At 61.0% G+C, this 17,781-nt stretch carries 14 protein-coding genes; 9 read left to right on the forward strand and 5 right to left on the reverse strand.

Going from position 1 to position 17,781, the window contains the following annotated elements:
• Positions 1 to 4 precede the first annotated feature (4 nt).
• The 4 genes from ACSQ3D_RS08985 to ACSQ3D_RS09000 all read left to right on the forward strand — a co-directional run bounded on the left by ACSQ3D_RS08985 (position 5) and on the right by ACSQ3D_RS09000 (position 6,460).
• The gene (locus ACSQ3D_RS08985) at positions 5 to 1,072 is read left to right on the forward strand and encodes a LacI family DNA-binding transcriptional regulator (protein WP_436126619.1); all 1,068 of its coding nucleotides are present in this window, start codon (positions 5 to 7) and stop codon (positions 1,070 to 1,072) included.
• 415 nt (positions 1,073 to 1,487) lie between these two features.
• The gene (locus ACSQ3D_RS08990; RefSeq protein ID WP_436126620.1) at positions 1,488 to 4,823 is read left to right on the forward strand and encodes a hypothetical protein; all 3,336 of its coding nucleotides are present in this window, start codon (positions 1,488 to 1,490) and stop codon (positions 4,821 to 4,823) included.
• Positions 4,813 to 5,286 (forward strand): hypothetical protein, encoded by a 474-nt coding sequence (locus ACSQ3D_RS08995; protein ID WP_436126621.1) that lies wholly within the window; start codon positions 4,813 to 4,815, stop codon positions 5,284 to 5,286. Before ACSQ3D_RS08990 ends, ACSQ3D_RS08995 begins: the two co-directional genes overlap by 11 nt.
• Positions 5,267 to 6,460, forward strand: a complete 1,194-nt coding sequence (locus tag ACSQ3D_RS09000; RefSeq protein ID WP_436126622.1) for a hypothetical protein — start codon at positions 5,267 to 5,269, stop codon at positions 6,458 to 6,460. The genes ACSQ3D_RS08995 and ACSQ3D_RS09000 overlap by 20 nt, the downstream gene beginning before the upstream one ends.
• A 224-nt stretch (positions 6,461 to 6,684) precedes the next feature.
• Here the strand turns inward: ACSQ3D_RS09000 and ACSQ3D_RS09005 are convergent, their stop codons facing one another.
• Together ACSQ3D_RS09005 and ACSQ3D_RS09010 are read right to left on the reverse strand one after the other, a co-directional pair.
• Positions 6,685 to 8,154, reverse strand: a complete 1,470-nt coding sequence (locus tag ACSQ3D_RS09005; RefSeq protein ID WP_436126623.1) for a TIGR01777 family oxidoreductase — start codon at positions 8,152 to 8,154, stop codon at positions 6,685 to 6,687.
• Positions 8,155 to 8,201: 47 nt separating this feature from the next.
• Positions 8,202 to 8,882: a DUF4166 domain-containing protein gene (locus tag ACSQ3D_RS09010; RefSeq protein ID WP_436126624.1), complete on the reverse strand. Its 681-nt coding sequence runs from the start codon at positions 8,880 to 8,882 to the stop codon at positions 8,202 to 8,204.
• A gap of 187 nt (positions 8,883 to 9,069) precedes the next feature.
• Here ACSQ3D_RS09010 and ACSQ3D_RS09015 point away from each other — a divergent pair, with 187 nt between their 5' ends.
• Both ACSQ3D_RS09015 and ACSQ3D_RS09020 read left to right on the forward strand, forming a co-directional pair.
• On the forward strand, positions 9,070 to 10,953 hold the full coding sequence (locus ACSQ3D_RS09015; RefSeq protein ID WP_436126625.1) for a sensor histidine kinase: 1,884 nt from the start codon (positions 9,070 to 9,072) through the stop codon (positions 10,951 to 10,953).
• The gene (locus tag ACSQ3D_RS09020) at positions 10,950 to 12,413 is read left to right on the forward strand and encodes a sigma-54-dependent transcriptional regulator (protein ID WP_436126626.1); all 1,464 of its coding nucleotides are present in this window, start codon (positions 10,950 to 10,952) and stop codon (positions 12,411 to 12,413) included. The genes ACSQ3D_RS09015 and ACSQ3D_RS09020 overlap by 4 nt, the downstream gene beginning before the upstream one ends.
• 91 nt (positions 12,414 to 12,504) lie before the next feature.
• Here the strand turns inward: ACSQ3D_RS09020 and ACSQ3D_RS09025 are convergent, their stop codons facing one another.
• A complete protein-coding gene (locus tag ACSQ3D_RS09025) occupies positions 12,505 to 13,488 on the reverse strand; it encodes a DMT family transporter (protein WP_436126627.1) in 984 nt (327 codons plus the stop codon).
• Between the two features lie 176 nt (positions 13,489 to 13,664).
• Here ACSQ3D_RS09025 and ACSQ3D_RS09030 point away from each other — a divergent pair, with 176 nt between their 5' ends.
• Positions 13,665 to 14,555 carry a LysR family transcriptional regulator gene (locus ACSQ3D_RS09030; protein WP_436126628.1) on the forward strand — a complete coding sequence of 297 codons (891 nt, stop codon included), beginning with the start codon at positions 13,665 to 13,667 and terminating at the stop codon, positions 14,553 to 14,555.
• Between the two features lie 59 nt (positions 14,556 to 14,614).
• Here ACSQ3D_RS09030 and ACSQ3D_RS09035 read toward each other — a convergent pair whose 3' ends face one another.
• A complete protein-coding gene (locus ACSQ3D_RS09035; protein WP_396505472.1) occupies positions 14,615 to 15,040 on the reverse strand; it encodes a RidA family protein in 426 nt (141 codons plus the stop codon).
• A gap of 154 nt (positions 15,041 to 15,194) precedes the next feature.
• Between ACSQ3D_RS09035 and ACSQ3D_RS09040 the strand changes: the two genes are divergently transcribed.
• The gene (locus tag ACSQ3D_RS09040) at positions 15,195 to 16,133 is read left to right on the forward strand and encodes a LysR substrate-binding domain-containing protein (protein ID WP_396505473.1); all 939 of its coding nucleotides are present in this window, start codon (positions 15,195 to 15,197) and stop codon (positions 16,131 to 16,133) included.
• A 45-nt stretch (positions 16,134 to 16,178) separates the two neighbouring features.
• On the opposite strand, the gene ACSQ3D_RS09045 is transcribed toward ACSQ3D_RS09040, so the two are convergent.
• On the reverse strand, positions 16,179 to 16,940 hold the full coding sequence (locus tag ACSQ3D_RS09045; protein WP_436126629.1) for a DeoR/GlpR family DNA-binding transcription regulator: 762 nt from the start codon (positions 16,938 to 16,940) through the stop codon (positions 16,179 to 16,181).
• A gap of 194 nt (positions 16,941 to 17,134) precedes the next feature.
• On the opposite strand from ACSQ3D_RS09045, the gene ACSQ3D_RS09050 reads away from it, so the two are divergent.
• Positions 17,135 to 17,731 (forward strand): NUDIX domain-containing protein, encoded by a 597-nt coding sequence (locus ACSQ3D_RS09050; RefSeq protein WP_436126735.1) that lies wholly within the window; start codon positions 17,135 to 17,137, stop codon positions 17,729 to 17,731.
• Positions 17,732 to 17,781 lie beyond the last annotated feature (50 nt).

The raw sequence follows: 17,781 nt of genomic DNA on the forward strand, positions 1-17,781 counted from the left end.
GCACATGGCCCAAACCCCGCCCAACCCCAGCAACCAGCGCAGCCCGCGCATCCCCGACATCGCAAAGCTGTGCGGCGTCTCCACCGCCACGGTCGACAGGGTGCTGAACCAGCGCTCGGGCGTGCGCAACGCCACCGCGCAGCGGGTGCTGCAGGCCGCTGCCACCCTGGGCTACCTGCCGCAGGCCGAGCTGCACGCAGCACTGCAGCCGCAGCCCCTGCGCTTGATGGTGCTGATCCCCGAGGGCAGCAACCGCTTTCTGCAAATGCTGGGCGACGTGATCGGCTACGCGCAAGACCACTGGGCACCGTTCAACGTGCGCTGCCAGGCGGCGTACATCGAAAGCTTTAACCCCGATGCCTTGGCCAAAGCGCTGCTGCACTACGGCAAGCGGTGCGACGGCATCGCCTTCATGGCGCTGGAGCACCCCGTGGTGCGCGAGGCCGTGGCCCAGCTGGCAGAGCAGGGCGTGCCCACCGTCACGCTCATCTCGGATTTATCCAACTCGCGCCGCGTGGCCTACGTGGGCCTGGACAACCGCGCCGCAGGCCGCACCGCCGCCTACCTGATCGCCCGCTTCATGGGCCCGCTGGCCCACAGCCGCAAGGCGCATGTGGCGATGATTGTTGGATCGCTGCGCTACCGCGCCCACGAGGAGCGCGAGGCGGGCTTTTTGCACCTATTTGAAGAACAGTTCCCCCTGGTGCAAGTGATGGGCGTGCGCGAAGGCCAGGACGACGCCGAACGCAACTACCGCCAGGCCCGCGCGCTGCTGGAGCAGCATGACGACCTGGCGGGCATCTACAACATCGGCGGCGGGGCGGAAGGCATCGGCCGCGCGCTGAAAGAGGCGGGCGCAGACCGCAAGATCGTGTTCATCGGGCATGGCCTCACGCCGGATACGCGCGCGCTGCTGATCGACGGGACGATGGATGCGGTGATCACCCAGAACCCGCAGGGCGCGGTGATGAACTGCGTGCGAATATTTGCGAATCTACGGGACGGGCGGGAGCCGACGAGCGGGGTGGAGACGACGCGGAGTCAGGTGATATTTCGGGAGAACTTGCCGTAGGAGTGGTGCTGCGCCGCGCTGGAGGCAGGCCAACAGGCGGGCGAAGGCGTGCTCTGTATTAGGAAATCTATGCTGAGCTGGCTCATTGACCGCTCAAGGCGGGTTGTTGCCGATGATCTGAAGTCAATCAACGCCTCCTAGAAGCAGAGATACGCATTCATCGTCAAGCCGTGACGCTGCGTCGACGCAATCGCTCCCCTCCGCTGCCCGTTGCGAAACTCAACAGACCCGCGTTTAAGCGCGAGGCGCGAGCGGCAACTAGCGAATTTTCAGGCCACGGTAACGACATGCAGTTTTCTGGGCTGCGTACAGCCCACGCCTGAGTTCCACATTGCCGCATCGTTTAGTTTTTAGCTCTAGGTTCGGTATGCTTCGCGCATTCGACAAAATCCATAGCGCAGGGGAGACACGGACTTTGAAAAAACTGAAGCTACCTCGAACGGAATGGCTCAAACTTAGCAATCCAGCCTTCATCAGCCTTTCCTCAACTGAGGAGATCCGTAGATTGCTCATCGTCGTAATCGCTTACGAGTCGTCAGCAAATCTTAGAAGCCGTTTAGTTAAAATTTTTCGCTCTGCCAAAATAAGATCAACCTTAAACGGATTTGCAAAAAGAATTGAGAAATTCGGCTTATTTCCCATACTGGGTGCAGAAGACCTTACCGTTGAAAATGCATGGGCTCTGCTATTAGCTCAGTTTGAATTCGAAAAGGCAGAACTTCAAGCGTTTATAGTGCTTCGCGAACGGTTCGAGGGTGCCTTTACTTCTGGAAATTTTGATGCCGCACTTGGCGCACTAATTTCAATTGAAGAGCAATGTGGAGAAAGTCTCTGGCTTGTCAAATCAAAAATTTTGCTTTTCTCGCACTATGAAAAACGAGAGGAGTTGCTTGAATATTGCAACTCAATAAAAGACCGCTCTAAAGAAACCTTCACAAACTATCTTCTAGGCGCATTTCAAATTATTGTGGACTCTGGCAATGCAGAATTCCATCACAATACAATGATTGCACCCCATGTCCGTGAGTTTTCCGAAGCGGACCGAAAGGATCTGGTCGGACTACTTCAGGCGTTTTGTACTCCGATTCCTTTGCTATCAAGTGACTCGCCGGCTCCTACACTGACCTCCCTCCAGAGAGTAGGAACTATCGATGCGTATATCGTCTCGCTTGAACTGCTGGCGCACTCTATCACTGAGCTAGGCCAGTCGTCGAAATCACATAGGCCTATCACCCCATCGGTCATCCTCCAACTAAGTCAAATAGTTGATGATCCTGTAATAGATCGAATTTCCCTAGCCATGAATGGAACAATGGTATTTGATGTGGGAGATTGCGGAAAGCATCTACTTTCTCAATATGAGCAAGGCTATTATCAGGAGGTCGTTGACTACTATTTGGCATCCCTACAGTCCCTACCCAATCCATTTGCATATGCGAATTTGGTGGCGAAAGCTTTGGCTTATTTGCCAGAACGAGATTTTGAGTTTCCTGATCCAATACGAAACTTGATTCACCATTTATCTAAAATTTACAAATTGGATGCAGCGTCTGTCCCAGCGCATCATGAGCTAATATCGGAGGCTATCCGTTTTCGGACACTATTGACAGGTGGATATCACGTTCAGTTGGCAATATTCAAAGCAATTCCATATCGCTATCCTTTAGGTGATGCTAAAGCAATAGCTACTATGGCATGGATAGCACATCCAGAGGTTACGCCTCTTGCTGCGGCAATTTCTCTCGGGAAAGGTGCCTTTAATTGGGAGGTAGTAGATTCTGCCGCACAAGTCCCGCCCTATCGCGCTGAGAAGCGCAAGATATGTAGACTGATTATCGAAGGTGAAAATAGCAATTTAATTTTCTCGGCGCTTAAAAAGCTTCCTGCGCTCGGTATATTAAAAAAGGACTATCTAGAGTTATTTAGTGCTTACGCAGTATATGTGGATGCGGCAGCGGAGCTTCTGGTTGAAGCAGCAAATGCATTGGTTGACAATCAAAATGCTCATATTTGTTTGCCAATGGATTATTTGATTGAATGCATTGAAAAAAACAACCTTTGCTCTATAGAAGCCGTACTTGTTGCCCAGTGTTACGTTAGAAATATATCTGACTCCGCATCCAATATATTGAATGAGGCATTCGAAGCATTTCTTGACCAGGAAGGCGTCGACCGTCCCAGCGATCTATTCACTCGTGATGTCTCAACGACTCCACTGATGATTGCGTTTTTCAGAGATGTGTGCTCGCTTGATACTTTGGATTATTTAAGTTGCTTCAGTGGCACAGAACAACTGCATGCTGAGCGATTGGCAATACTGGACTGGCTTGCAGACCGAGATGTTGTTGAATCAACGAGCCGTATGCGAGAGCTTGAGGAACTCGTGTCTCGTCTCATTCAGGATTCAGCCGCAAGCGATTTAACGGGTCCAAGAATTTTTGTTGATGATGCATTGGTTCGACGCAATTGCTTAAATGAGGTCAATGTATTGCTTCAGCTCCTCCGAGCTTATCCAAATATTCCTGAGCGTGAGCAGGTAATAACATACGGAGAATCATCCGACGAAGGGGTGCTATCGCCATCTTACGCAACTGGAGAACGCAATACAGTTTTATTTAGAATATGGCTCTGTGTTCGGACAGCGTTTTTGTTTGATGAGCGACATGGCTTAGCAAAAAACCTCATCACGGAAATTAAGCACGGATTCTTTGCAAACCTTATGCGGGCGCAATTAGAAGAAAAAAGGCTGCTCACAGAGGCTTCTAAGAATGGTGAAATTCTTCCGAACGAATATTGGAGAAAACAGTGTGGTTTTGTTGGTGAGTATATTTTAGACCGTATAGATGAAGCTCTTGCAAAATTCTCTAGAAGCATTAAATCTGTAATTGACAAGGCAGAGGATGTTATTAAAATAACTTCCCAACAGAAGGTGACAGGAGTATTTGTGCAGCTAACTGAGGTGGAGTTTAAATATTTCCATGAGTTGGCTGAACGTGCTGATACTTCGGCAGATCTGATGATTGAAGAGATGCTAAAACTGATCTGGAGTAAAGTTGAGATTTCTTTGAGCGGAATTAGAGATTATTTGAATATAGAATTTCGAAAACACATCGATGATCAGTTTGAAACATTAGAGCTTGATATAACTGAACAAAAAGGATCCGCTGCGCTTCACAACTTAATGTCGACCATACGTGCGTGTCGGAGAGATGTTCGCGAGGACGTTACGACTATTTCCGAATGGTTTAGAAGAGCAAATGGGCCGAGTCATATCAAGGTCCCGCTGGACGATGCAATTAGAATTGCTATCGGGTCATTTGAAAGGCTTAAATTATTACCCCGCCCGTTAGATCTTTTAATAGATGGTCCACTCTATGATATTCCAACTAGCGAGCATAGACGTAAGGCGCTTACAATTTCTCTAACCAACTTGTTGGACAATTGTTTTCGTCATAGCGGGTTGGGTCGCGCAACTGCGGTAGTAGTTCGTGCTGTGGCAGCAAAAGATTTCGTCACCATTGAAGTTCGTAATGACGTATCACAGGATCGTTTGGCAGTACTTGATCAAGATTATCTAAGCACAATTAATAAGAAATTTCGCGGCAAGGGTGGCGCGAAGGTTCTCACCAAACAAGGGGGGACTGGCATTGGAAAAGCTTACTACGAGCTTTCTGAAAAAGCTCCAGGTTCCGATTTATCTGTCAGGCTAGAAAAGAGTCAATTCATCGTGGAGGTGAGATATGTCGCTTAATATTCTGCTCATTGAAGACAATCCACATAAACTACAGCGAGTGTTGGATTTTTTAAAGCAGAGGACAGAATCCTTGCAGATTACCGAAGCAAGATCGTTTAGTTCAGGATCCCAGGCGCTTACCAATATAACCTTTGATCTGGTAATTGCAGATATTAGTCTTCCAACTTATGACAAGTCACCCACGGAATCGGGCGGCCGTTTTAGGGCGCTGGGCGGTAGAGAGATAGCAAGGAAAATATCTCGCGCCGGAAAGGGTGAGCGTGTAGTATTTATAACCCAGTATGAGTCTTTTGGCGATAAAGGACTATCATATACGTTCCATGAACTTTCGGATATGCTTTCTAGTGATTTAGGGGCGCAATTTTTAGGTATGATTTATTACGATAGCTCGATGAGTACATGGAAAGAGCAATTAAATTCAATCATCCTGCAAGAAGAAAATGAGAATTCTAATCGTTGATGATTCTGAAAGACGGCGAAAGAAGTTAGCTGATCATCTAATGATTCATGGCGGCTTCGGTGAAGAATGCGTCCTTGAGGTCGACTGCCAAGACCGAGCTAGAGAGGCATTAAAGCGCGAATATTTCGATGTGATGGTGCTCGATGTTGTTATTCCAAAGCGGACAGGTGGACGCGCAAGTGCCGCACTCGGAATTGATCTATTAAAGTTGGCAACGACGTCGCCTCGCTATAAGTGCCCAGAGAAAATCATTGGAATTACCGCTCACTTGGACGACATCGCTCAATTCCGAACGGCTTTTCTAAGTCACTGTACGATTGTTGTTGAAGCTCGTGAAGATGAGATTGCGTGGCGTAACCAGGTTTTGCAATCACTGAGCCACACTACAATATCGAAGCGCTCGCGTGGGCAGGTAGGGGAAGTTACACACTATGCATTGACTATACACGGCATACAAACCTTCGGAGCTTGGCAGCGCCGGCTACGAATTCTTGCAAGGAACACACTGGGGCGTGGTCAATTCTTCACATATAGGTATGGTGTTTTTTCATTTATTGCATTTCTCATTCCTTTTTTTAGAAATCGGGAAATCACGCGATTAAAAAATGACCTAGAGAATATATTTCCTAGTTTAGATGGTAATATGTTGACTATATACAGTCATAGCTTCGGCACTTTCTTGGCTGTTAATGCCTTGAAACAGTTAATTTCAGACGGAGTTGTGGTACCTGTTCACACATTAGTACTTGCTGGAAGCGTTCTACACTCTGGAACTGATCTGGAGTTTTTGAAATTGGCGAACATTCGTCTTGTAAATGATTGCGCTGATCATGATTACATTCTATATCTGAGTCAAGCGCTGGTGCTTGGCACCGGGATGGCAGGTAAGTTTGGATTTTATGGATCTCAGAATGAGTTTAGAATTAATCGATTCTTCCTTGGAGGGCATAGCTCATATTTTGTGGGTGATAAGTTTATGCAGAAGTATTGGCTGCCCTTATTAAACCCAAGCGCGCCTGTTGAGGAAGTTGATTTAAGAATGCATTCAACAATTCGGCATAATTTCTTGGATAGAATATTTACACTAGTAGGATATCTAAAACCGATTTGGTATAGTCTTATTATTATTCTGGCAATTTATGCATGTGTTAAATTTTTATTTTTCGGAGATTAATAAGACTTCTCGGCATGTACAGCAAGAAGTCGAAATTCGAAGTTGCCGCGTGACCGGTTCTTGACCTCGGCCAAAATAGGTCAAATGCACTCTGACCGACTGTTACCGCTGCACAGTGGAATAGCGTATCGTATTCACCACTATTTTTATAGCTATCAGCGCCTTTTCAATTAGCAGAAGGGCCTAAGGTTTAGTAATTTTTCGCCGAACCTTGTTGCGTAGGTTTAAGTGCCTGCAAGCTCAGCCAGCGCGCCGCCCAGTCGCGGGTGCACAAATCGGTAGCCCCGAGCCAGCACGGCACTCGGCACCGGGTTCTGCCCCTCCAGCAACAGGGAGGACATTTCTCCCAGCATGACCCGCAACGGCAACCCAGGCATGCGCAGCCAGGCGCGTCGCCCGAACGATGCAGCCAGGGCCTGCGCAAACTTGGCCTGCGTCACCGCCTCAGGCGCCACAGCATTGACGGGGCCTTGCAGGGTTTGGTGCGCCATCGCAAACCGCACCAAACCCACCGCGTCAGCCAGATGAATCCATGGAGCAGGCTGGCGCCCATGGCCCAGCACGGCGCCCAGGCCCAGGCGGGCGCTCAGCGCTTGCATTGGGTACGCGCCACCGCCGTGCCCCAGCACCACGCCAAACCGCATGCGCACCACCCGCACACCCAGGGCTTCGGCGCGCCGGGCCTCGTGTTCGATGGCGGCGCACAGGTCGGACTGGAATTCGCCCGGGCGGGGTAGAGCGGTTTCGTCCAAGGGCTCCATCGACGCGTTGGGCGATGCGCCGTAGAAGCCGACGGCTGATGCGCTGACCAGCACACGCGGGGCCTTGTGCAGGCGCCGCATCAGGCTAACGAGTGCCACGGTGGTGTCGACGCGGCTGGCCAGCAGTTGGCGTCTGCGCGCCTGGGTCCACGGCATGCCCAGCACGCGGGCGCCTGCCAGGTTGACCACTGCGTCGATGCTCGTTTCAGGCGGGATCGCGTCCAGCGTGTCCACCACCCACACGCCGGGGCCAAAGCTGGCGCGGGCCTGCAGGGCATCGCGTGTCAACACGATCACCCGCTGGCCGTCGCGCACCAGGTCGGCCACCAGGGCGCTGCCTACAAAGCCGGTGGCGCCTGTGACCAGGGTGGCTGGCTGGGGTTGCAGGCCACGGGCATGCAGGGTGGCGCTGGGCTGGGCAGGCGGGGCCGTGCGGTAGAGCTTGATGGCGGCCAGCGTGTTGCGCACGCTCCAGGTCCACACGCCGACTGCGTAGGCCGTGAACAACCAAGACACCCAGCCGTGCGGGGCCAGCGCCATCGCGGTGGGTTGCTGCACCCAGGCCCACAGCACGGGGGCGATCAGGCCCAGGAAGAGGCCGTAGCTGATCGTCAGCACCGTGTGCAGCACACGCTCGAACGGCGGCAGGCGCCGGGTGCGGTCTTCTTCCAGGAAGTCGGCCAGGGTGATGCCCACTTCGATGAGCAGCAGCCCGGCCAGCACGGCGGCAAAGGCGCCGCGCCATTCAAACCAGGCCAGGCCGACAAAGACGACGCCGTAAATGGCTTCGCGCGCGGCGTGCAGCGAGAGTTCATAACGTGCCGAAGTGCGGTGCGGCAGCCGGGCCTGCAGCTCGTGGTGCCACAGGTTGTCAAACGCGCCCAGGGCGGCCTGAATGGAGAGCAGCAGGAAGATGGTGTTCATGGCGGTCATGGTGTGTGTGAGTGTGAAGATGAATCGATGCCGACGGGTGCGGTGGGTCAATCGACCACGGGATCGGTGAACACGCCGGACTGGTGGAAGGTTTCGCCCCACAGCGGGTGCACCATGCTCAGCGTGAAGCGGAACTGGCCTGCGCCCAGGTCGGTGTGGGCAACGCGGCAGGTGCCGGGCGTCAGCAAGGTCGGCACGGGGATGCGCAGGCCTGCCAGCACCCACCAGAAGCGGCGGCTGCGGAACACCAGTGCGCCGTCTTCTTCCAGCACGTCGAGCGACATGGCCAGACCGCCGTCGGTGCGCTCCAGCAGGGTGCCGTCGGTGCCCAGCTCCTTGGTGGACCGCACGGTGCGGTCTGCGCCGTTGTCAGTGCCGTTTTCGGTTTCGGTGCCGGTGTGGAAACGCCGCTCCCACACCACGCCGCCGCGCCCGTTGTGACTGACGTTCACGGTGGCGGGCAGGGCGGTGGTGTTGATGTGGGTCAGCGGGCCGCCCCAGGCCCGGGTCAGCGCGGCGTAGATGTGGCCGATCAGCGAGCAGCGCAGGTCCATGTGGCCGTGGTAGCTGACGTCGGCGTGGGCGGTGCCAAAGCGGCGTTGCACGGCGGCCGGCAGGCGTGCCCAGGCTGCGGCGCCGGCCAGGGCGGGCAAGTCCAGCACGGGGCTGGTGGGGTGCGCTGGGTTGGTGGTGCAGTGGCGGGGCGCGGGGCTGAAAAGGGCAAACATGGCGGGCTTTGCAAGAGTGGCGGTTGCACTCTCTATTGCGAAACCCGGGCCAGGCTCAGCGGCCGCTGCAAGTGGTTGATTTCATTGGAATTTGCGTTATGGGCTGCATACTTGGTTTACAGTGCGCGCAGCCCCTACCGTTAACCCCAGGAACAGGTCACGCCATGATCACCACCACCGTTTGCACATGCTGATCCACGCCGTCCTCGGGTTTTCGGTGCTCGAAACGCTGGTGCTGGCAGCCCTGCTGCTGGCCTGGGCCGACCGCGTGGCGGGGGCCCGCCTGCTGGCGGCTTTTTTGATCGGCATCTCGATGTGGATGGTGGGAAACGAGCTGCCCAACTGGCTGGGGCCCGAGACCGAACCGGTGGCGATGCGCTTGCTGGCCACGGCGCCATTTACCTCCGCGCTGTTTTTTCATTTCTGCACGGTGTTTTGCCGGGTGGACCTGGGGCGCTGGGGCGTTGCGGCGGCCTATGCGCTGGGTGGTGGCGCCACGGTGGTCTCCGTCATCCTGGTGCCGGGCCATCTGATCGAGCACCGCGACATCGGCTTCATTGCCGTGGCCGACCCGGTGGGCACCATCGCCAGCATGGCCTGGGTCATTCTGGGCATGGGCGGTGTGGCGGTGCTGCTGCTGGCCTTGCTGCGCGCGCGCCGGTCGGGCGACGGGCAGAAGTTTCGGCAGATTGCCGCCGTCACCGCGTCGTGCCTGTGGGGCCTGCTGTGCCTGGCGGGCTACGGCATTGCGGTGCTGGATTGGCCGATCTACCCGTTTCCGCTGCTGGGCCTGCCGCTGTACTCGTTGATTCTGGTCTACGGCATCTTGCGCTACGGTGTGTTTGTGGCCAACGCCTGGGCGCGGCGCGCGCTGGTGTGGGCGCTGCTGTTGGCGCTGGGGGCGGTGGTGCTGGCGCTCACGCCACTGCTGCCGTTCGAGTCGCGCTGGCTGGGCGGTCTGGCGGTGGCGGCCAGTGTGCTGGCGCTCAACGGCCCGGTGCGCCGCGTGGCCGAGCGGCTGGTCTACCCAGGGGGCGAGGTGTCGGTGGCCGACCTGGGCGCCTGGCGCAGCGCACTGCTGTCGGCCGAGACGCCCCAGGCGCTGGCGCAGCAGGCGGCCACGCTGCTGAGCACGCGCATTGGCACGCAGGTGGAGGTGCAGATCGGCACTTCGCCCACTTCCACATCGTCAACGGCGTCAACGGCACCATCAACGCCCCCCGGCAGCACCCCGCAGCTGGTGTGCAGCCCCGCAGAGCAAGGCTGGCAGACCACGCTGCAGGGCTGGGACGCGGCACCCCCCGGGCCGCGCCATGTGGCCGAGCTGTTCGGCACGGTGGTGGCCGAGGCGGCCGCGCGCGTCGAGCAGGCGCAGCAGTTTGCCGCCCGCGAACGCGAGCGCCAGTTGCAGGCGCGGCTGGCCGAGTTGGGCGCACTGGCCGCCACGGTGGCGCACGACATCCGCAACCCGCTCAACATCATCTCGATGGCCGTGGCTGCTGCGCCCGGCGAGACCCGGCGCGAGGTGGCCGACCAGGTGGCGCGCATTGCCAACCTGACGCACGACCTGCTGGACTTTGCCAAGCCCTGGAAGCTGGCACCCCGCGAGCTCGACCTGGCCGCCCACGTGCGCAATGCAGCGCAGCGTCTGCCCCAGGTGAGCCTGGGCGCGGGCCTGGCCCAGCCGCTGGTGTTGCAGGCGGACTCCCGGCGTGTGGACCAGGTGCTGACCAATTTGCTGGAGAACGCACGCATCGCGATGGAGTCCGAGGCCGATGGCGTTGAATCGGCGCCAGCAACACACAGCCCCGTGCACATCGACGCAGAAACCACCGACAACGCCGTGCTGCTGCACATCTGCGACGCCGGCCCCGGCGTGCCCGACGAAATCCGCAGCCGCCTGTTCGAGCCTTTTGCATCGCGCAGCCCCGGCGGCACCGGGCTGGGCCTGGCCATCGTGGCCCGCATCATGGCGGCGCATGGTGGCTCGGTGGCGCTGACCGAGCGGCCGCCGTGGAGCACGTGTTTCACGCTGCGCTTTCCTTTGACGACGACGCAACGCCTGCCATGACTGCACACACCACAGACAACGCAGCCGACGCCCAGCCAGATGCAGGGCAAGACGCCGCGGCAGCGGGCGAGCCGATAAGCGACCATGTCAACGGCCACGTGCTGCTGGTCGATGACGAGGCAGCCTTCCAGCGGCTGGGCGGCGCCTTTTTGCGCAACCTGGGCCACACCGTGACGCTGGCGGGCGATGGCGAGCAGGCCCTGGCGGCGTTTGCCAAACAGCAGCCCGAACTGGTGCTGCTGGACCTGGCCATGCCGCCGCACATGGACCCAGAGATCGGCCTGGAGCTGATCCCGCGCTTTGCACGCGTGCCGGTGGTGGTGTTGACCGGCCACGGCGACCACGCCCTGGCCCTGCGCGCCACCGAACTGGGCGCCTGGGACTTTCTGACCAAGCCCATCGACCCCGACATGCTGCGGTTTGTGGTGGCACGTGGGCTGCGCAAGGCGCGGCTGGATGCCGAACTGGCAACCCTGCGCGCAGGGCAGTCGCTGGACGATCTGGGCATGGTGGGGCAGGCCGCTGCCACAGTGCAATTGCGCGCCCTGGTGCGCCGTGTGGCGCCCACCCACGTCAGCGTGCTGGTGCTGGGCCCCACGGGCACCGGCAAAGAACTGGTGGCCCGCGCCCTGCACGCCTGCAGTGCCCGCCGCAGCGAGGCCTTTGTTGCCATCCACTGCGGCGCCCTGTCGGCCGAGCTGCTGGAGAGCGAGCTTTTCGGCCACATGAAGGGCAGCTTCACCGGCGCCTACCGCGACCAGCCCGGCCTGGTGGAGGCTGCGCACGGCGGCACGCTGTTTCTGGACGAGGTGGGCGAGATGCCGCCGCCCATGCAGGTCAAGCTGCTGCGCTTTTTGCAAGAGGGGTCCTTCGTGCCCGTGGGCGGCCGTGTGCCAAAACGTGCCGACACCCGCGTGGTGGCCGCCACCCACCGCGATCTGGAGGCCATGGTGCGCGACGGGTCCTTCCGCGAGGACTTGTTCTACCGCCTCAAAGGGGTGGTCTTGCGCACGCCGTCGCTGGCGGAGCGGCCCGCCGACATCCCGCTGCTGGCCACGCGGTTTCTGCACCGCGTGGCACACCGCGCCAGCCTGTCGGCCAGCGCCCTGGCATGGCTGATGGCGCGCGAGTGGCCGGGCAATGTGCGCGAGCTCAAGGCCGTGGTGGAGTCCGCCGGGGCACTGCTGATGCCCGACCAGCGCGAGGTGGATGCAGCGCTGCTGCAACTGGCCAGCGGCGATATGCCCGACATGACGGACACCGCGGCGAACCTCCCCGCCAGCCCGCAGGCCCCGCACGGCAGCACCGGGCCGCTGGACGCAGCGCTGATGGAGCTGGAACTGCGCATGCTGCGCGACACCATGGCGGCGGTGTCGGGCAATCAGTCGGAAGCAGCGCGGCGGCTGGGGATTTCGCGGGTGGGCCTGATCAAGAAGCTGACGCGGCTGGGTTTGAAGTGAGCCCGCGATCCTGGCCACAGGCACTGGTGCGGCCTGGGCACGGACGGGCGGGAGGCCAACGCCCCTCCTTGGGCGCCCACCGCGCGCGGTGTCAGGTTGACCTGGCGGCGGGTTCGGCGGATGCGGTCGACGTCGCTCCGTCCGGCGTGCGGGGCGCCGCCATGCTGCCCCGCTTGCTGATCAGCAACACCCCCGCCAGCACCAGCGCAGCCCCCGCCATCTGCGGCCAGGACAGCGGTTCGTCCAGCAGCCAGCAACCGAAGAAGATCGTAAGGATGGGGCCCAGCGTGCCCACCAGTGCGGTTTGGGCTGCGCCGATGCGGCGGATGGCTGCGGATGTCATGAACACCGGCAGCACGGTGGAAAACACCGCCATGCCGAGCGCGTGCAGATAGACCGGTGCCGGTTGCACCAGGGCGCCCATCGGTTGCGACACCATGAAGTGCAGCAGCGTCGCACCGGTGGAGACCAGCATGGCCAGCGCGGTGAAGCGCGCCGCGCCCAGCCTGCGGATGGCGGGCTCGCTGCCGGCCTGGTAGAACGCGTACGACACCGCCGAGCCGAACACGAAGCCTGCGCCCAGGAACACGGCGCGGGTGTCGCCCGCGATCTGCAGGTCGTGCGCAACGGCCAGGCCGATGCCGGCGTAGGACAGCAGCAGCGCCCCCATCTCGCGGCGGGATGCCCGCTTGCCCATGAAGAGCACACCGATCACGATGGTGAGAGTGGGGTAGGTGAACAGGATCAGTCGCTCCAGGCTGGCAGTGATGTACTGCAGGCCGATGAAGTCGAGGATGCTGGCGCCGTAGTAGCCCAGCAGCCCCAGCGCGACGATGGCCAGCCAGTCGCGCCCGCTCAGGGGCGCGAGCTGCCGGCTGGCACGCCAGCCGACCCAGGCGAACACCGGCACGGAAAACGCCATGCGCAGGCACAGCAAGGTGACCGAATCCACGGGGACGGCCTGCGGCACGGCGTAGGCCAGCTTCACAAAGATGGCCTTGAACGAAAAGCCCAGTGCAGCCAGGATGGCGAGGGCAAGACCAAGGCGTTCGGCGGACCAGTTCTTCCAGGGCATGGGGGATTTGTGCGGCAAGGCAGTGCGTTCAGATCGTGTGAAATCTTCGAACGCTGTGTGTGCTTTGCATCGGCATGGAGTGATAAGGGGTTGCATGGTGCCCGGGCAAGCAGTCATGCACAATTGCCCATCCCACAACCCTGCGTTCGTTGCAGACGAACGATGCCAGGCCGCCCTTGAACTACGACCTCACCGATCTGCGCCTCTTCGTTGCCATGGCCGAGGAGCGCAACCTCACGCGCGGCGCCGCACGCGCCTACCTGGCGCCGTCGTCCGCCAGCCACCGGCTGCGGCGGCTGGAGGAGGCGCTGAACACCACGCTGTTCGAGCGGCAGACGCGCGGCCTGGCGCTCACCCGCGCGGGCGAGGCGCTGCTGCGCAATGCGCGGCAGGTGCTGGCCAGCATCGAGCAGATGCACGCCAACCTGTCGCCCTTTGCCACCGGCATCCGTGGCCATGTGAGCCTGTGGGCCAACACGCACGCTACCCACACTTTTCTGCCGGACGACCTGGCGGGGTTCCTGAAGCGGCACCCGCAGGTCAGCGTGAGCCTGGAGGAGCGCACCAGCGCAGAGATCGTGGTCGCGGTGGCCAGCGGCGAAATCGAGGTGGGGGTGCTGGCCGACAGCGGCACGGGCGCGGGGGTGGAGCTGGCGCCCTACCGGCAGGACCGCCTGGTGCTCATCGTCCCCGCAGGCCACGCACTGGCTGCGCGCGCCAAGGTGGGGTTTGCCGAAGTGCTGGACCACGCCTTCGTCATGCTGCACGCCGGCTCGGCCATTCACACTTTCACCATGAATGCAGCGGCTGCCCTGGGCCGGCACCTGGATGTACGCATTCAGGTGCGCAGCTTCGAGGCGGTGTGCCGCATGGTGGGGGCGGGTGTGGGCATCGGCCTGGTTCCCCGCGGTGCGGTGCCGGCCGCGGGCCTGAGCGAGCCGCCCGTGGTGGTCGAGATGGACGAGCCCTGGGCGCAACGCGACCTGCAGATCTGCGTGCGCCGCGGTGTGGAGCTGTCGGGCTTTGCGCAGGCGCTGGTGGATGCGCTGCGCGCCGGGTCGCACTGATTCGGCGTGGCTCGGACGGCATCACACCGACAGAACCTGCTGCAGCGGGCGTTCAGCGTTCAGCGGTCCGCAGCTGCGGGTAGCTTGGCGATCACCTTGATCTCGAACTGAAAGCCATACAGCCACGTCACCCCGATGCCCGTGAGCGTGGGGTGCGGCGCGTTGCCCCAGTACTCTCCCACCACCTCCCACGCGGCCTCGAAATGGGTTTCCGGGTCCACCATGAACACCGTCACATCGATCACGTCGTCGAAGGTGCAGCCAGCGGCCTGCAGGATGGCATTCAGGTTCTCGAAGGCCAGCCGCACCTGGGCCTGGTAGTCGGGCTCGGGCGAGCCGTCGGGGCGGCTGCCGACCTGGCCGGAGACGAACAGAAAGCCGTTGGACCGGATGGCGGGCGAGTAGCGGTTCTTTTCGTAGAGCGCCTGGCGGCCGGGCGGAAAGACCACGTCGCGGGGAGACGTCGAGGGCATGGTCGAGGGCATGGGAATATTCCTTTTCGGTGGGCCGTGTCGGCCCGGGTTGTCGATGCCCTGCAATTTATCGGCGCGCCCGCCGGGGATAAACAGGCCAGCCTGTCCATCACTGTTTGTAAACTCCAAACAATCGTTGGCCAATCTTGGGCAAGACAGGAGCGCTATGGACCGGTTCGATGCAATGCAGGCCTTCGTGCGGGTGGTCGAATCGGGCAGCTTCACCAAGGCGGCGGACACCCTGCACGTCAGCAAGACCACCGTCACGCAGCTGGTGCAGCAGCTGGAGGCGCGGCTGCGGGTGAAGCTGCTGCACCGCACCACGCGCCGGGTGCAGGTCACCGCCGATGGCGCTGCGTACTACGAGCGCGCGGTGCGGCTGCTGGCCGACATGGACGATGCGGAAACCAGCCTGTCGAGCGCATCGGCCGCGCCCCGGGGGCGGCTGCGGGTGGATGTGCCCAGCCCGCTGGCCCGGCTGATCCTGGTACCGGCCCTGCCGCAGTTCCATGCGCAGTACCCCGACATCCAGCTCGACATGGGCGTGAGCGACCGCATGGTCGACCTCATCGGCGACAACGTGGATTGCGTGGTGCGCGGGGGCGAGATCCAGGACCAGTCGCTCATCGCGCGGCGGGTCGGCGACCTGCAGCTTGGGGTGTATGCGGCCCCCGGCTATCTGGAGCGCGCCGGGATGCCAGCGCACCCGAAGGACCTGGAGGACACGCACCACCGCGTGGTGGGATTCCTGTGGTCGCGCTCGGGCAAGACCTTTCCTTATGCGATGCGGCGCGGCGCAGAGGACGTGCAGGTGCAAGGCCGCTATGTGCTGGCGGTGGACGACGGCAATGCCTACCAGGCCGCGGGGCTGGCGGGCATGGGCATCCTGTGGTTGCCGCATTACATCGCCCAGCCGCACCTGGGCACTGGCGAGCTGGTGCCTTTGTTCCAGGACTGGGCGCTGGACACCATGCCGCTGTACGTGGCCTACCCACCCAACCGCCACGTGAGCGCCAAGGCGCGGGTGTTCATCGACTGGGTGGCGGCCCTGATGGCGCAGCATGCCCCGCTGGTGGGGCCGGGCGGCGGCTTGCCCCGGCCCTGAGGCAGCGCCTGCGGGTCTGCACCGGCCCCCCAGGTCCACCCAGGATCAGGCGGGTGCCAGGGTCACGGGCGCTCCGGCCGCCTTCAGCGCATTGCGCACGCTTGCGGGCGTATTGGCAGGCACCACCAGGCCCACCAGGGCCTTGAGCGGCGCCACCGTGAAGGCCGATGCGGCCCCCAGCTTGTCGGCAGAGGCCAGCACCACCGTCTCGGCCGCGCGCTGGAGCAGGGCGCGTTTGACGGCGGCCTCCTCGAAGTCGCCCGTGGTCAGGCCCGCGTCCGCATGCACCCCGGTCACGCCCATCAGGTACAGGTCCGCGCGCAGCTGGGCCGCAGCTTCGACCACGCTGGCGCCCACGTTCACCATCGAGTGGCGGAACAGGCGGCCCCCCAGCACCAGCACCTCCACCTCCGTATGCCCCGCCAGCGCGACGGCCACGGCCGGGCTGTGCGTGACGATGGTGGCGCGCAGTTGCAGCGGCAGGTGCTGCACCACCTGCAGCGACGTGGTGCCGCCGTCCAGGATCACCACCTGGCCGGGCTGCACCAGCGCCGCCCCGGCGCGGCCCAGGGCGCGCTTGTCTTCGGGAGCCAGTTGCGCGCGCACCTGCAGGCTACCCACCGCGGCGGAGGCGGGCAGGGCGCCGCCGTGCACGCGCTGCAGCAGGCCTTCGGCCGCCAGCTCGCGCAGGTCGCGGCGCACCGTATCTTCGGAGATGCCGAGTTCTTCGCTCAGGGCTTTGGCCACGACCTGGCCGTGCTGCCGAAGGCGTTCCAGGATAAGTTGCTTGCGGTGGCGGGTCAGCATGGGAGGAACGTGGCGTGGGCAAACGGTACGGTACCCGGGTTGCGTGAATTTGCGTGTTTGTGCATGATATTGCACGAATCACGATGGCGCAAAACCATGTCCACCTCTATCGACCACGACCTCCCGCTGCACCAGCGCACCCCGGCCGTGCCGGCCGAAGGAACAAGCCTGTGAGCCGCCCCGTGCCCGCGCCGGTGCCGGCCAGCACTGACCAGGTCCAGCTGTTGGCGGTGGATGTGCTTTCCGACCACTGGTACACGCTGCGCAAGGTCACCTTCGACCTGCGCCGCCGCGACGGCCAGTGGCAGACCTTGAGCCGCGAAGCGTATGACCGGGGCAACGGCGCGGCGCTGCTGCTGTTCGACCCGCGCCGGAGGATGGTGGTGGTCACACGCCAGTTCCGCCTGCCGGCGTTTCTGAACGGCAGCGCGGACGGCATGTTGGTCGAGACCTGCGCGGGCCTGCTCGACGGCGACGACCCTGAAACCTGCATCCGCCGCGAGGCAGAGGAAGAAACCGGCTACCGCGTGCGCCAGCCGCGCAAGGTGTTCGAGGCGTACATGAGCCCGGGCTCCGTCACTGAAAAGCTCCACTTCTTCGTGGCCGAATACGAGCCAGCGGACCGCATCCGCAGCGGGGGCGGGTTGGCCGACGAAGGGGAGGACATCGAGGTCATCGAGATGCCGCTGGCCGAAGCCCTGGCGGGCATCGGCAGCGGCGCCATCGAGGACGGCAAGACGGTGATGCTGTTGCAGCATGTGGCGTTGATGCTGCAGGGCGCGGCCGGGTAGGGCCGCGCAAGGGAATCAGGTGCGGAGACTCGCGGTGGGGTCGCGGTGGG

The organism is Acidovorax sp. LjRoot117 (genome assembly GCF_964252695.1).
GTDB lineage: Bacteria > Pseudomonadota > Gammaproteobacteria > Burkholderiales > Burkholderiaceae_C > Acidovorax.

What these genes read in the sequence shown, in the direction of transcription:
- ACSQ3D_RS08985 (WP_436126619.1), top strand. Translation starts at nt 5, where the DNA reads ATGGCCCAAACCCCGCCCAACCCCAGCAACCAGCGCAGCCCGCGCATC.
- ACSQ3D_RS08995 (WP_436126621.1), top strand. Translation starts at nt 4,813, where the DNA reads ATGTCGCTTAATATTCTGCTCATTGAAGACAATCCACATAAACTACAG.
- ACSQ3D_RS09000 (WP_436126622.1), top strand. Translation starts at nt 5,267, where the DNA reads ATGAGAATTCTAATCGTTGATGATTCTGAAAGACGGCGAAAGAAGTTA.
- ACSQ3D_RS09005 (WP_436126623.1), bottom strand. Translation starts at nt 8,154, where the DNA reads ATGACCGCCATGAACACCATCTTCCTGCTGCTCTCCATTCAGGCCGCC.
- ACSQ3D_RS09010 (WP_436126624.1), bottom strand. Translation starts at nt 8,882, where the DNA reads ATGTTTGCCCTTTTCAGCCCCGCGCCCCGCCACTGCACCACCAACCCA.
- ACSQ3D_RS09015 (WP_436126625.1), top strand. Translation starts at nt 9,070, where the DNA reads ATGCTGATCCACGCCGTCCTCGGGTTTTCGGTGCTCGAAACGCTGGTG.
- ACSQ3D_RS09020 (WP_436126626.1), top strand. Translation starts at nt 10,950, where the DNA reads ATGACTGCACACACCACAGACAACGCAGCCGACGCCCAGCCAGATGCA.
- ACSQ3D_RS09025 (WP_436126627.1), bottom strand. Translation starts at nt 13,488, where the DNA reads ATGCCCTGGAAGAACTGGTCCGCCGAACGCCTTGGTCTTGCCCTCGCC.
- ACSQ3D_RS09035 (WP_396505472.1), bottom strand. Translation starts at nt 15,040, where the DNA reads ATGCCCTCGACCATGCCCTCGACGTCTCCCCGCGACGTGGTCTTTCCG.
- ACSQ3D_RS09040 (WP_396505473.1), top strand. Translation starts at nt 15,195, where the DNA reads ATGGACCGGTTCGATGCAATGCAGGCCTTCGTGCGGGTGGTCGAATCG.
- ACSQ3D_RS09045 (WP_436126629.1), bottom strand. Translation starts at nt 16,940, where the DNA reads ATGCTGACCCGCCACCGCAAGCAACTTATCCTGGAACGCCTTCGGCAG.